We start from the raw sequence: 11,841 nt of genomic DNA on the forward strand, positions 1-11,841 counted from the left end.
GTCCTCTTACTGATGAGAGGAACTAATCCGTTTTCAAAGGGAGGAAATCTTATGTTCTATGTTAAGGAAAACATCAATGACGCTCTGGAGGTCACGGTGGAAATCAACGATGAGAATGTCTTCTGTCACTGTCCGCGCTGCGGAGCGGAAGTGCCTGTTGATCTCAATGAGTTCTTCGGCGATGCGGAGTTCGACCTCTTCGGCACGGCGATCTGCTGCACGGAATGCAGCAGGAAGATGAGGTGCGAGAAATGATTGAGAGAAGAAACCACGAGGGCTACGCTGACCCAACGGCGTATGCCGCTCTTACCAAGGTATTCCGACAAAATCAGTTTACCTATATCTGCTCACCCTATCGGGACAGCCCACGCGTCAACGTCATGCGGGCGCGGCAGTACTGCAAGTTTGCTGTGGGCAGGGGGCGGATACCACTCGCGCCGCATCTGTACTTTCCTCAGTTTCTGTCGGAGGTAGATGAGCGGGAGAAAGCGATGGATATGAATTTCGAGCTTATGAGGCTGTGTGGCGAGGTCTGGGTGTTCGGCGAGAAGATCACCGAGGGCATGGAAACGGAGATTGCTCATGCCGAGAGACTGCGGAAGAGCATCCGCTATTTCACAACGAAGTGCGAGGAGGTATCAGGATGAGAGACTTGGCGATTGCCTACGGAAACACCCGTCAGGCAAAGAATTGGGTGAATAAAACCATTCGGTACGAGGATTTGAAGGAGCGGCTCAAGGTCACCATCCGTACAGCGGAATCTGCGGAAGAATACGCAAAGATGTCAAAGGCACAGAGAGATGTGGCAAAAGACCACGGCGGATTTGTCGGCGGTGCGCTGAAAGGCGGTCGTCGCAAGGTTGATGCCGTGGAACTGCGCTCGATGATCGCTCTGGACGGCGACCGTATTGACAAAGCGTTCCTCGATGACTATGAAACGAATGCGTCGTACACTTCATGCCTTTACACCACGCATTCCAGTACGGAGGCGAATCCTCGCGTAAGACTGGTATTCCCGCTGCTGCGGGATGTCACCTCGGAGGAGTTCGTGGCAGTATCCAGGTATCTGGCGCAGATGCTGGGCATTGACTTTTTCGATGAATGCTCCTATCAGCCGAATCAGCTGATGTACTGGCCGTCGTCTCCGCAGAACGGCGTATTTGTCTTCAAAGAAGTGGAAAAGGAATGGCTCGACCCGGATGCGATCCTGTCGGCGCACCCGGAATGGACGGATCCGACGAGGCTTCCCACATCCTCTCGTGAGAGCAAGGCGAATCAGGTCACGCAGCAGAAGGTGCAGGATCCTCTTGAAAAAGAAGGTACAGTCGGAATCTTCAACCGGGTATTCTTTCCTGTCACCCGTGCTCTTGAAACCTTTCTTGCCGGCGTATACGAGCCGACCGAGAGCGAAAGCCGCTGGCATCTCATCGCTTCCAGCAGCATTGCGGGCGTGGATCAAGGATGAAAAGTTTGTCTATTCCCACCATGCGAAAGACCCGGCATATCTGAAACTCTGTAATGCCTTCGATATCGTCCGCGTCCACAAGTTCGGTGATCTGGATGATAAGGCATCCTTCCGCGCCATGTGCGATTTTGCCATGCGGCAGGATGAGGTCAAGATCGTGGCGGCAAACGAGCGACTGAGTGAGGCAGAAAAAGACTTTGCGGAATCTGTCGATGACGAGTGGAAGAAACGTCTGCAGCGCAATAAGAACGGTGTACTGGAAAACAACCTCCACAATATCCGGCTCATCATGGAGAACGATCCGTACATGAAGAACATCGTGTTCAACCAGCTGGCGGACGGCATGGAGATTCGCGGCGCGGTTCCGTGGAAACATCCTGCGCGGTTCTGGCGGGATGCGGACGATGCACAGCTCATCTGCTATATTGACGCAAGCTACGGATCCTTTTCACAGAGAAATTATGACATTGCCGTGACCAAGGCCGCAGATGACCGCTCCTACCATCCGATCAAGGAGTATTTCGACGGTCTGCCGGTGTGGGACGAGATGCCGAGAGTGGACACCGTCCTGATTGATTATCTGGGGGCGCAGGACAACGCCTACGTCCGCGCTGTGACCAGAAAGGCACTTTGCGCGGCATATATGCGTATCTATCATCCCGGCATCAAATTCGACTACATCACAGTGCTCAACGGAAATCAGGGCATCGGGAAATCCACGCTGATCGCCAAACTCGGCATGGAGTGGTTCGCCGACAGCTTGACGCTTTCCGACATGAACGACAAGACGGCAGCGGAGAAGCTGCAGGGCTACTGGATTCACGAGATCGGTGAGATGGCAGGTATGCGTAAAGCAGAGCTTGAGAAGGTGAAGGCGTTTGTATCGAGGCAGGATGATAAGTACCGCGCCTCTTTCGGCAGACGGGTCACACCTCATCCGAGACAGTGCATCTTTTTCGGCACGACCAACAGCGAGAACGGGTATCTTCGCGACATTACGGGAAACCGCAGGTTCTGGAACGTCAAGGTTACGGGTGACGGCAGAATGAAGCCTTGGGATCTTGGCCAAGAGACGGTGGATCAAATCTGGGCGGAGGTCATCGTTCTTTCCAATGCCGGAGAGGAACTGTTTCTCGACCACACCTTGGAGGACTATGCCAGGAAGGAACAGTCCGAGGCGATGGAGCAGGATGACCGCGAAGGTCTTGTCGCACGTTATCTCGATATGCTTCTGCCGGAAACATGGGACACGATGGACGTGCATCAGAGAAGGGATTATGTGCAAGACCCGGACGGTCTCCTGAATGCCAAAGGAACGATGCACCGGGAGACCGTTTCCAACATCGAGATATGGTGCGAATGCTTCGGCAAAGCGAAGGAGGACATCAAACCTGCGGACAGTTATGCCATATCTGCGATTATGACAAGGCTTCCCGACTGGTCGCGTCCTGAAACGAGGCGGCGCATTCCGATATACGGTCTTCAGCGCCTTTATAAAAAGATGTGACAAGACGGTGTGACAAGGTGGTTCGTGTGACAACGGAGGTAAAAGTTGTCACACTTCTATCGCCGTGTTTCTTGGCAGTTATGACGATTTGTGACGGACAAGACAGTAAATTCTATATAAGAGAAAAACAGTAAATATATACCCATAAGGGGAAAACGCACACATATTCGCGCGTATAGGATTTTTAGTCACTGTCGTCACGGGGGAAAACGATGAGAGAAAAAGACATTGAGAAGGAACTCACAGCAAGAACCAAGGCAATGGGCGGCATCGCACCCAAGTTTACCTCACCGGGATTCGATGGAATGCCCGACCGACTGGTTCTTCTGCCTCGCGGCAGGATGGAATTTGTGGAACTCAAAGCACCGGGCAGAAAGCCAAGACCGCTTCAATTGGCACGGCACAGACTGCTTCGGCGGCTTGGATTCAAGGTGTATGTGATTGACGAGATAAATCAAATTGACGGCGTATTGGAGGACATCAGCCATGAATGAACTTACCGTTTTGGAACATAACAGCATCCGTGTCATGACGACGGAGCAGCTTGCCGAGGCGTATGGATGCGCTCCGAAGCAAATTCAGCAGAACTTCAGCAACAACCGTGCGCGGTTTATTGCGGGAAAGCACTTCTTTGTTCTGGAAGGGCGGGATTTGCAGACCTTCCGTTTGCAGGTCGAAAATATCGAACTGCAAATTTCCCCGAAAACACGTCATCTGAATCTCTGGACAAAGAGAGGTGCGGCTCGCCATAGCAAGATGCTGGGGACGGAGCGGGCATGGGATGTTTTTGATGAACTGGAAGAGAGCTACTTCAATCCCATGAAGAATATGACGCCTGAGGAATTCCTCCTCTACAGTGCACAGCGAATGGTGGAACAGGCAAAAGCAATCAAGGCCGCAAATGCCCGTATCGACAAGGTGGACGAGCGGCTTCTTGAGGTCGAGTCCAAGCAGATGACTATCGATGAGCATCACTACACGATTATCGGCTATGCCAATCTCACGGGAATCCGGGGCGTGAGCCGAGATGCCGCCGCAAGACTCGGACTCAAAGCCTCGGCAATGTCCAGAAAGCAAGGCTACCACATCGGCAAGGAGTACGATGCCAAATACGGCATGGTGAATACCTATCATGTGGATGTGCTGCAGGAAGTGTTTCGGTAATGAATTCCGTTGAGATTGGAGGTGATGCCCCATGAAGTTCATACCGCATGATTACCAGCAGTACGCCATCGACTTTATCGAGAGCCATAAAACTGCCGCCGTACTCCTGGATATGGGACTTGGAAAAACGGTGATTACTCTCACGGCCCTCAACGACCTGCTGTTTGACCGCTTCGAGATTTCCCGTGTCCTCGTCATCGCGCCGCTCCGTGTGGCGCGGAACACATGGCCGCAGGAGATCGGAAAGTGGGAGCATCTGAACCATATCCGTTATTCCGTTGCAGTCGGGACGGAGAAAGAGCGTCGGGATGCGCTTCGCAAGCAAGCCTCCCTCTACATCATCAACCGTGAGAATGTTCCGTGGCTCGTGGAGAAAACCGACTTCACCTACGATGCCATCGTGATTGACGAACTCTCCTCGTTCAAGAATTGGAGCAGCAAACGGTTCAAGGCACTCATGAAGGTTCGCCCATTGGCGAAGAGAGTCATCGGGCTGACGGGTACGCCATCCGGCAACGGTTTGATGGACTTGTTCGCGGAGTTCAAGGTTCTGGATATGGGAGCGCGTCTGGGGAGATTCATCACGAAGTATCGGCAGGATTACTTCAAGCCGGACAAGCGCAACGGGCAGGTGGTGTTCTCCTATGCACCGTTGCCCGGAGCCGAGGAGCGGATTTACGAGAAAATCTCCGACATCACCATCTCCATGAAAGCTGCCGATCACCTCAATATGCCGAAGCTGATCGAGAGCGAATACAGCGTCCGCATGGATGAGGCTGAGAAAAAGATGTACGACTCGATGTGTGAGCAGTTGGTTTTGCAGATGAAGGGCGATGAGGTGACGGCGGCAAATGCCGGTGTCCTGTCCGGGAAACTCGCGCAGATGGCAAATGGCACAGTCTACACTGACGATGGATCTACGTTGCATATACATGACCGCAAGCTCGATGCCTTGGAAGACATCATCGAGAGCATGAACGGAAAGCCGCTCCTCGTGCCGTACTGGTTTCGGCATGATGCAGAGCGCATCGAAAAGCGTCTGCCATGCGTCCGACTGGATACAGATGACGCAATCGCCCGTTGGAATCGCGGCGAAATCTCCGTGGCTCTCATCCATCCTGCAAGTGCAGGACACGGTCTTAACCTTCAGAGTGGCGGTTCGACCTTGGTGTGGTTCGGCATTACATGGAGTTTGGAACTCTACCAACAGACCGTGGCACGGCTCTATCGACAGGGGCAGAACTCAAACACCGTGGTGGTGCAGCACATCATCGCCGAGGGCACGATTGACGAGAGAATCCTCCGTGCCTTGAAACGGAAGGACAAGACACAGACGGCACTGATTGAGGCCGTCAAAGCGGAGGTATCATCATGAACTATGAGATTCTGGCAAACGCCATCGTCGAACAGGCGGCGAAAGACTATCGGTGGGCACGAACGGCTCTTGCCAAAGACGCAGAGAATGTTGCAGCGGCAGCGATGCGCTCTGAGACGGAGCGGTTCTTCCGTTCTGCATGGTTCGGACAGCTGACCAGTCTGGACGGAGAGTGGCTGCTTGAAAAGTTGGAGGGGGAATTTGCATGACAGCGAAAGAGTATCTCAGTCAGGCATGGAACATTGATCGACGCATCAATGATAAGGTCGCCCATGTGTCGCGGCTGCGTGACATGGCAATAAATGTGAGCGCTGTCATCAGCGACATGCCGAGGAATCCGAGTCCGAACAATCAGCGGATGGAAACCATCATCGCTCGTCTGACTGACACGGAAGATGAGATCAATGCAGACATCGACCGTCTGATCAATCTGAAACTCGAGATCATGAATACGATCTGGCAAGTTGAGGATGAAAACTCTCAGATGGTGCTAGAGCGTCGCTACCACAGCTTCAAATCATGGGAAGATATTGCAGCGGATATGAGCGTCAGCATTCGATGGGTGCATAAGATTCATGCCAAGGCACTGGATGAAGTTGAAAAAATTTTGGAAAAAAGACAGCAGAGTTCATCCGAGTTCACATAAGTTCACAAAGGTTCACGTTGCGTTCATAGGGTTGACAGTGATATGATAGACTCAGCAAGAATAGGATATGGAATCAGCCTTCTCGGAGAAGCAATTCTCTGCGAGGGCTTTTTTGATGCCACGAGGAGGTGCGCGATGCCGAGAAAGCCGAAGCGACCCTGCCGCATGACAGGCTGTCCGAACCTTACGGATCGAAAGAGCTGCTACTGCGAGACGCACGAGAAAACGATGCAACGACATTATGACCGCTTCACGCGTGGCTACGATCAGCACGAGAGGTATGGCAGTGCATGGCGCAGGATTCGCGACCGTCACTTGTCAGCGCATCCGCTGTGTGAGAAATGCAAAGAGCAGGGAAGATACATTCTCGCGGCACTCGTGCATCACATCAAGCCGCTCTCAGACGGTGGCACGCATGACGAGAGCAATTTGATGTCGCTCTGCGTATCGTGTCATGAGCGGATTCATCAACGGAAAGCACCAAAATAAAAAGCCGACTCCAATGAATCGGCTAGAAGAGATCGCTATGTGAACCCGTGCGGGAAGCGGTCAGAATCAGTTTTCCTTTGTCGATGGCATATACGAGTAGCCAGTCCGGCATGATGTGGCATTCGCGAAAACCAATGTAATCACCAACGAGTGCGTGATCCCGATACCTTTCGGGCAGTTGTTTTTCTGCGCAGAGCATTTGCAGGACATCATCCAGCTTTTGCATATCTGCTCCACGTTTACGCAGCTTCTTTAAATCCTTGCGGAACTGCGTGGTGGTGACGAGATCAAGCATGAGCATCCTCCGCATCCAGATCATCCATCAGTGCGGACAGCGACGGATAACGCTTCGGCTCGATTTTGCCATCCATAATGTCGCGTGCTTCCTGCATGGCAAGAAGTGTTTCCCTATTATAACGGGGCTGTTTCGGTTGGAAGGGGAAGCCTCCCTCCATGATGGATGCGTGCAGAAAGATGTTAATGGCGTCGGTAACGGAAATACCGAAACTGGAAAAAACACTTTCAGCCTGCGCTTTGATTGTCGGTTCGATGCGCATATTGATTGTTGCAGTCTTGGACATGATGGATAACCTCCTTTTGATTATTGTAACGTGAAAGTGAAGCAAATGCAACACGATATTGCCCCCCAGGGGGCGGTCAAATCTCTAAAACCGCGCTATTACTGGACCGGGGAGGGGGCGTACGCACAAAAACGTCGGTTCAAACGGGGTATTAAAGAATGTGCATAGAAAACGAGCCATCAAGTCGGAGCGGAACCCCACACAAACTTGATGGCTCGTTTTACAGATGTGCTTTCCAGTCACGAGGAAAGCCCAAGTGGTATAACTCAATATCATCTGCATATTTTTGAAAGAGTTTTTCTGCACGCGGGACAAATTCTTCACTCCATTTTTGAGGGGAAGGATAGAGTGCTTTTATGACAAGCATAACAGCCCACATGCGCCAACGAACGCCGGCAGAGAGGTTAAATCCGGCAGGAGCTGCAGAAAACACACGATAGTACAAACGACCATAATGCGCACAGATATTTCGCGCATCTGTACAACAGCGCAGCCAGCTTTTTAAGACCGTATGGCTTGTGTTATATTGCCGCGCTATGGCTTTTTGATCTTGTGTGAGTAAGTCGCTATAAAAATATGACAGCATACCGAATGTGAATAACTCGGTAATTACCCATACTGGAAAATAACCGTGATATTTCTGTTGATGATGCTGTACAAAAGGGACGTTCCGATTACTGGTAATCTCTCTTTGTATATTTTCTAAAAATCGATCCGTGTTATGTCGCGCGTTAAAATTTGCAGAGTCGAGATATCCAAGGGCACCGTAACGTAGCCCGTGCAGATATGAAAGACGTGCCCGCAAAGCGATTTCAATGGACTCTATCGCACTGAAAAGGAGCGACCGCAACTCCCGATCAAACTCGTAAATACGATAAATTTTTTCAAAGGTTGTGTCCGAAAGAAAACTTCTGTCCTCATTTCTAAAGGGGAGGAAATAAGCAGACAGGCGGTAATAGTTGATGGTTGATAAAATTTCCTCTGCAAAAGTGGAATCGGAAATGATACAGCCATGATCTTTTAGAATGGCAATTTGTTCAGCAATGGTCGTAGGACGTTTTGTTTCTGTCATGATACATCATCCGTTTTTATAAAAAAATGTCTCCCCTGGGACACATCGTTGAGAGGTGCGGGGAGTCCTGTTACTTTGTATTATACACGAATTTGGCAATAAATCAAGGCAGCAGAATACCAAAAAAGTTCGTGTCTATAGTTTTGGAAAGGGGGCGAGAAGATGGCGCGTGACGGTACAAATCGCGGAGGACGGCGCATCCGCGCGGGAGACAAACCCGAACCACTCGCAGATAAGATTGCGGGCGGGCGAACGGCGCACATCATGGAGTTCCCCATGACGGAGTTGGACGGCACAGACCTTGTGGATGCCGCCGACCTCTATGGGGAGGAAATGCCAACACCGAGCGAGTTCCTATCTGCAAGGCAGCGCAACGGAAAGCCGCTCGGCGCGGATGAGATTTTCCGCGAAACATGGCTGTGGCTGAAGGAGCGCGGCTGTGAGCGGCTTGTGAATCCTCGCCTCATCGAAAGCTATGCGCAGGCATTTGCCCGCTTCATTCAGTGTGAGGAGGCGATGAGTCAATACGGGCTCATCGGCAAGCATCCGACCACAGGCGGCGCGATTGCAAGCCCCTTTGTCCAGATGGGACAGGCGTTCCAGAAACAGTCCAATCTGCTCTGGTATGAGATTTTCGACATCGTCAAGCAGAACTGCACCACGACCTTCAACGGCTCTCCGCAGGAGGATCGGATGGAACAGCTGCTGAGGTCAAGAAAATAAAAGAAGCATCCATAGATAGATGCTCCGTATTTTTAGTTTAGGTTAATCGAGATACTGGCTCAGATCAAGGACTCCGGCACAATACCAAAACAGACCATTCAAAAAGCCGTTGTCAGATCGGTATGTGCTTTCGGTATCATTCTTTCCGGTATTTGGAGAAACAGAACTCAAGAATTTTATGACCCGTTTATCTGTCTTGTAAGTGCTGAACCGAATGATCGTCGGAGAATGTTTCGCGGCATTTCCGTTACCGTCAGCACCTCCGCTGCCATAATAAACAAGGCAAGAAATAATTGCTACACCATCTGCAATCTCGTACTTGCAACTTGTCTTATCAAGAAAGATAGCGCCATATGTAGTGAGTCCAACAAGAGGATAGTTTGTGTCCCCATACATATAATTCTGCTTTGGAGGTTTGTTGGGCTTTGGCAATGCGGCAACAGTGCGTACGTCATCACCATATTGTTCGACTTTGTTTGTAATGTCATAGCCGTCATATGGACTAGCATATGCTGTTGCAATAAAAAGAATCCAACCGGCAATCAAAGAAAGTACTATCTTTTTCATCACATAATCCCTCTCTTTCCAAACTCTCAACTCTATTTAGTTGATTCGGTAAAACAAATAAAAAATCCTGCTTAGTTGAGGAGGTTAAACATTGAATAAAACAACATCAGAGATGAAGCTCGTTCCGATTGCCAAACTCGTGCCGTATGCCAACAATGCGAGGACGCATTCGCCCGAGCAGATTAATAAGCTGCGCGGAAGTCTGCGCGAGTTTGGGTTCGTCAGTCCAGTCATTATCGACAAGGAGTATGGCATTCTCGCAGGACACGGACGTGTTGCGGCAGCACGGGCGGAGGGGATGGAGAGCGTACCGTGCGTCTTTGTGGATCATCTGACGGAGGCACAGAAGAAGGCATACATCCTCGCGGACAACCGTTTCGCACTTGACGCAGGGTGGGACGAAGATATGCTGCGCGTTGAGATGGAAGCCCTGCAAGGCATGGACTTCGACATCTCGCTCACAGGCTTCGACGAAGCCGAGATTGCCAACCTGCTCTCCTTGGATGACGGTGAAGCACAGGAAGATGACTTTGATGTGGATGCAGAACTCGCAAAGCCTTGTGCCGCTCGGTCGGGCGATGTATGGCATCTCGGCAAGCACCGTGTCATCTGCGGAGATTCCACTCTGCCGGAGACATACGAGCGTCTGCTTGGCGGCGAGAAGGTCAACCTCGTGTGTACAGACCCGCCGTATTTTGTGGCTCTGGAAAGTTCCTCAGGGAAAATCAAGAACGATGATCTGAATGACAAGGACGCCTACGAGTTCCTCAAATCTGCCTTTACCGCCTTCCACTCGGTGATGGCAGCGGACGCTTCCATCTACGTTTTCTACGCAACAGCAAAAGCCCGCATCTTTCATGACGCTTATGAGGATGCGGGCTTTAAAGTTGGTGCGGGCTTGGTGTGGAAGAAAGACCGCCTCGTGCTCACACGGACGGATTGGAAGTACATTCACGAGCCGATCATCTGGGGATGGAGGAAGGATGGACGGCACAGATGGTATGGCGATCAGAAGCAGACCACCGTCTTTGCTTTCGACCGCATCAAAGACTCGAAGAAGGACGGCTGCGGACATCCATCCTCGAAGCCCGTGCCGCTTATCGCGTACCTTGTCAAGCAGTGTACGCAGACAAACGGTGTCGTACTTGACGGCTTCCTCGGCTCGGCATCAACGCTCATCGCCTGTGAGCAGTTGGGGCGTATCTGTTACGGTGTGGAACTTGAGCCGAAGTTCGTGGATGTAGCGGTCGAACGCTACATTCAGAGCAAAGACGGGAATGCCGAAGATGTGTTTTTGGAACGTGACGGTGAGCGCATTCCGTATGCGGATGTGTTAAAAGCGAAGGAGGAATTGTGATGCGTGTGTTTTTGAATCCAGGTCATGCCCCGGACGGGAATCCAGACCCAGGAGCGTGCGGATATGGGCTGCGGGAATGCGATGTGGCAAAGAACGTCGCAGACCTTGTGGCGGGTTATCTCGCTGCCGCAGGTGTTGAGGTGGTCGGAAATTTGCAATCCGACAGCCTACACGAAGTGGTCTCGGCTTCCAACTGCAGCGGTGCGGACGTATTCATCTCCATCCACTGTAATGCTTGTAATGGAGTGGCGCAGGGGACTGAGACGTGGCACTTCTACGGAAGCGGCGCAGGGGAGACACTGGCAAGCTGCATTCAGAACCAGATTGTCACATCATTGGGGACTACGGATCGCGGAACAAAGGGAGCGAAGCCCGGTGTCAACGGTCTGTATGTTCTGAGCAACACTGATGCGGTCGCTGTGCTCGTGGAGCTTGCGTTTATTGACCATGTGGGTGACGCAGAGCTTCTACGGTCGCAGCAGGATGAATTTGCCCGCGCCATTGCGCGTGGGGTAACGGATTATGAAGGAGCGTGTTGAAGATGAAACTGGAACACATTCAAAATGAACTGAAGAATCATGTAGGGGACTTCGTACGGACGGAGGCAAAGGAAGCGACCGTCCTCTGGCTGCATGAGAAGGGGCTTCCTGCGGTGCGTGAAGTGTCGGCGGCGTATACGGCGGCACTGAAAGAGAGTGCCGAGAAGGAGTCAGGATGGTGCAGATTCCGCGACCGCATCTTCCTGCCGCTTGTCATTGACGGGGCGATCTGGATGACGGGCAAGATGCTCGAGCGCATGACCACTCCTCATTCTGTGAAATGATAATACTCTGTGGTTTATCTCACTGAGGCTATGGGTGTATACAACACAATTTGCTTGCTAATTATCCCGGCT

18 protein-coding genes are annotated in these 11,841 nt (G+C 51.6%); 14 read left to right on the forward strand and 4 right to left on the reverse strand.

From position 1 onward, the window contains the following. Positions 1–51: 51 nt before the first annotated feature. The 10 genes from HMPREF9166_RS00380 (at position 52) to HMPREF9166_RS00420 (ending at position 6,646) form a co-directional block, all read left to right on the forward strand. The gene (locus HMPREF9166_RS00380) at positions 52–255 is read left to right on the forward strand and encodes a hypothetical protein (RefSeq protein ID WP_009442047.1); all 204 of its coding nucleotides are present in this window, start codon (positions 52–54) and stop codon (positions 253–255) included. Next, positions 252–647, forward strand: a complete 396-nt coding sequence (locus HMPREF9166_RS00385) for a DUF4406 domain-containing protein (RefSeq protein WP_009442048.1) — start codon at positions 252–254, stop codon at positions 645–647. The genes HMPREF9166_RS00380 and HMPREF9166_RS00385 overlap by 4 nt, the downstream gene beginning before the upstream one ends. After that, positions 644–1,465 carry a hypothetical protein gene (locus tag HMPREF9166_RS12815; protein WP_009442049.1) on the forward strand — a complete coding sequence of 274 codons (822 nt, stop codon included), beginning with the start codon at positions 644–646 and terminating at the stop codon, positions 1,463–1,465. Before HMPREF9166_RS00385 ends, HMPREF9166_RS12815 begins: the two co-directional genes overlap by 4 nt. Beyond that, positions 1,443–2,972 carry a virulence-associated E family protein gene (locus tag HMPREF9166_RS00390; RefSeq protein WP_009442050.1) on the forward strand — a complete coding sequence of 510 codons (1,530 nt, stop codon included), beginning with the start codon at positions 1,443–1,445 and terminating at the stop codon, positions 2,970–2,972. Before HMPREF9166_RS12815 ends, HMPREF9166_RS00390 begins: the two co-directional genes overlap by 23 nt. 212 nt (positions 2,973–3,184) lie before the next feature. Continuing rightward, on the forward strand, positions 3,185–3,466 hold the full coding sequence (locus tag HMPREF9166_RS00395; RefSeq protein WP_009442051.1) for a VRR-NUC domain-containing protein: 282 nt from the start codon (positions 3,185–3,187) through the stop codon (positions 3,464–3,466). Further along, complete coding sequence (locus HMPREF9166_RS00400) at positions 3,459–4,136, forward strand: ORF6N domain-containing protein (RefSeq protein WP_009442052.1); 678 nt, start codon at positions 3,459–3,461, stop codon at positions 4,134–4,136. The genes HMPREF9166_RS00395 and HMPREF9166_RS00400 overlap by 8 nt, the downstream gene beginning before the upstream one ends. 31 nt (positions 4,137–4,167) lie before the next feature. Next, the gene (locus HMPREF9166_RS00405; RefSeq protein ID WP_009442053.1) at positions 4,168–5,511 is read left to right on the forward strand and encodes a DEAD/DEAH box helicase; all 1,344 of its coding nucleotides are present in this window, start codon (positions 4,168–4,170) and stop codon (positions 5,509–5,511) included. Continuing rightward, positions 5,508–5,720: a hypothetical protein gene (locus HMPREF9166_RS00410; RefSeq protein ID WP_009442054.1), complete on the forward strand. Its 213-nt coding sequence runs from the start codon at positions 5,508–5,510 to the stop codon at positions 5,718–5,720. The genes HMPREF9166_RS00405 and HMPREF9166_RS00410 overlap by 4 nt, the downstream gene beginning before the upstream one ends. After that, positions 5,717–6,157, forward strand: coding sequence for a DUF1492 domain-containing protein (locus HMPREF9166_RS00415; RefSeq protein ID WP_009442055.1), 441 nt, complete (start codon positions 5,717–5,719; stop codon positions 6,155–6,157). The genes HMPREF9166_RS00410 and HMPREF9166_RS00415 overlap by 4 nt, the downstream gene beginning before the upstream one ends. Positions 6,158–6,292: 135 nt before the next feature. After that, the gene (locus HMPREF9166_RS00420; RefSeq protein WP_009442056.1) at positions 6,293–6,646 is read left to right on the forward strand and encodes an HNH endonuclease; all 354 of its coding nucleotides are present in this window, start codon (positions 6,293–6,295) and stop codon (positions 6,644–6,646) included. Positions 6,647–6,668: 22 nt separating this feature from the next. On the opposite strand, the gene HMPREF9166_RS00425 is transcribed toward HMPREF9166_RS00420, so the two are convergent. From HMPREF9166_RS00425 to HMPREF9166_RS00435, 3 genes are all read right to left on the reverse strand, one after another. Next, the gene (locus tag HMPREF9166_RS00425; protein ID WP_009439029.1) at positions 6,669–6,941 is read right to left on the reverse strand and encodes a type II toxin-antitoxin system YafQ family toxin; all 273 of its coding nucleotides are present in this window, start codon (positions 6,939–6,941) and stop codon (positions 6,669–6,671) included. Then, positions 6,934–7,227: a type II toxin-antitoxin system RelB/DinJ family antitoxin gene (locus HMPREF9166_RS00430; RefSeq protein ID WP_009442058.1), complete on the reverse strand. Its 294-nt coding sequence runs from the start codon at positions 7,225–7,227 to the stop codon at positions 6,934–6,936. The genes HMPREF9166_RS00425 and HMPREF9166_RS00430 overlap by 8 nt, the downstream gene beginning before the upstream one ends. A 220-nt stretch (positions 7,228–7,447) precedes the next feature. Beyond that, the gene (locus HMPREF9166_RS00435; RefSeq protein ID WP_009442059.1) at positions 7,448–8,299 is read right to left on the reverse strand and encodes an Abi family protein; all 852 of its coding nucleotides are present in this window, start codon (positions 8,297–8,299) and stop codon (positions 7,448–7,450) included. Positions 8,300–8,461: 162 nt separating this feature from the next. Here HMPREF9166_RS00435 and HMPREF9166_RS00440 point away from each other — a divergent pair, with 162 nt between their 5' ends. After that, positions 8,462–9,022 carry a P27 family phage terminase small subunit gene (locus HMPREF9166_RS00440; RefSeq protein WP_009442060.1) on the forward strand — a complete coding sequence of 187 codons (561 nt, stop codon included), beginning with the start codon at positions 8,462–8,464 and terminating at the stop codon, positions 9,020–9,022. A 42-nt stretch (positions 9,023–9,064) separates the two neighbouring features. Here the strand turns inward: HMPREF9166_RS00440 and HMPREF9166_RS00445 are convergent, their stop codons facing one another. Next, on the reverse strand, positions 9,065–9,589 hold the full coding sequence (locus tag HMPREF9166_RS00445; protein ID WP_009440569.1) for a hypothetical protein: 525 nt from the start codon (positions 9,587–9,589) through the stop codon (positions 9,065–9,067). 91 nt (positions 9,590–9,680) lie between these two features. Between HMPREF9166_RS00445 and HMPREF9166_RS00450 the strand changes: the two genes are divergently transcribed. Genes HMPREF9166_RS00450 through HMPREF9166_RS00460 form a run of 3 tightly spaced genes read left to right on the forward strand, consistent with a single transcriptional unit; the run spans position 9,681 to position 11,769 of the window. After that, positions 9,681–10,946, forward strand: coding sequence for a site-specific DNA-methyltransferase (locus HMPREF9166_RS00450; RefSeq protein WP_009442061.1), 1,266 nt, complete (start codon positions 9,681–9,683; stop codon positions 10,944–10,946). After that, positions 10,946–11,485 carry an N-acetylmuramoyl-L-alanine amidase gene (locus tag HMPREF9166_RS00455; RefSeq protein ID WP_009442062.1) on the forward strand — a complete coding sequence of 180 codons (540 nt, stop codon included), beginning with the start codon at positions 10,946–10,948 and terminating at the stop codon, positions 11,483–11,485. The genes HMPREF9166_RS00450 and HMPREF9166_RS00455 overlap by 1 nt, the downstream gene beginning before the upstream one ends. 2 nt (positions 11,486–11,487) lie before the next feature. Continuing rightward, the gene (locus HMPREF9166_RS00460; protein ID WP_039980737.1) at positions 11,488–11,769 is read left to right on the forward strand and encodes a hypothetical protein; all 282 of its coding nucleotides are present in this window, start codon (positions 11,488–11,490) and stop codon (positions 11,767–11,769) included. Positions 11,770–11,841: the final 72 nt, after the last annotated feature.

The organism is Selenomonas sp. oral taxon 149 str. 67H29BP, assembly GCF_000146365.1.
Lineage (GTDB): Bacteria > Bacillota > Negativicutes > Selenomonadales > Selenomonadaceae > Centipeda > Centipeda felix.

Excerpts from the sequence above, each read along its gene's own strand:
- HMPREF9166_RS00380 (WP_009442047.1), top strand. The coding sequence starts at position 52 with ATGTTCTATGTTAAGGAAAACATCAATGACGCTCTGGAGGTCACGGTG.
- HMPREF9166_RS00385 (WP_009442048.1), top strand. The coding sequence starts at position 252 with ATGATTGAGAGAAGAAACCACGAGGGCTACGCTGACCCAACGGCGTAT.
- HMPREF9166_RS12815 (WP_009442049.1), top strand. The coding sequence starts at position 644 with ATGAGAGACTTGGCGATTGCCTACGGAAACACCCGTCAGGCAAAGAAT.
- HMPREF9166_RS00395 (WP_009442051.1), top strand. The coding sequence starts at position 3,185 with ATGAGAGAAAAAGACATTGAGAAGGAACTCACAGCAAGAACCAAGGCA.
- HMPREF9166_RS00400 (WP_009442052.1), top strand. The coding sequence starts at position 3,459 with ATGAATGAACTTACCGTTTTGGAACATAACAGCATCCGTGTCATGACG.
- HMPREF9166_RS00405 (WP_009442053.1), top strand. The coding sequence starts at position 4,168 with ATGAAGTTCATACCGCATGATTACCAGCAGTACGCCATCGACTTTATC.
- HMPREF9166_RS00410 (WP_009442054.1), top strand. The coding sequence starts at position 5,508 with ATGAACTATGAGATTCTGGCAAACGCCATCGTCGAACAGGCGGCGAAA.
- HMPREF9166_RS00415 (WP_009442055.1), top strand. The coding sequence starts at position 5,717 with ATGACAGCGAAAGAGTATCTCAGTCAGGCATGGAACATTGATCGACGC.
- HMPREF9166_RS00420 (WP_009442056.1), top strand. The coding sequence starts at position 6,293 with ATGCCGAGAAAGCCGAAGCGACCCTGCCGCATGACAGGCTGTCCGAAC.
- HMPREF9166_RS00425 (WP_009439029.1), bottom strand. The coding sequence starts at position 6,941 with ATGCTTGATCTCGTCACCACCACGCAGTTCCGCAAGGATTTAAAGAAG.
- HMPREF9166_RS00430 (WP_009442058.1), bottom strand. The coding sequence starts at position 7,227 with ATGTCCAAGACTGCAACAATCAATATGCGCATCGAACCGACAATCAAA.
- HMPREF9166_RS00435 (WP_009442059.1), bottom strand. The coding sequence starts at position 8,299 with ATGACAGAAACAAAACGTCCTACGACCATTGCTGAACAAATTGCCATT.
- HMPREF9166_RS00440 (WP_009442060.1), top strand. The coding sequence starts at position 8,462 with ATGGCGCGTGACGGTACAAATCGCGGAGGACGGCGCATCCGCGCGGGA.
- HMPREF9166_RS00445 (WP_009440569.1), bottom strand. The coding sequence starts at position 9,589 with ATGAAAAAGATAGTACTTTCTTTGATTGCCGGTTGGATTCTTTTTATT.
- HMPREF9166_RS00455 (WP_009442062.1), top strand. The coding sequence starts at position 10,946 with ATGCGTGTGTTTTTGAATCCAGGTCATGCCCCGGACGGGAATCCAGAC.
- HMPREF9166_RS00460 (WP_039980737.1), top strand. The coding sequence starts at position 11,488 with ATGAAACTGGAACACATTCAAAATGAACTGAAGAATCATGTAGGGGAC.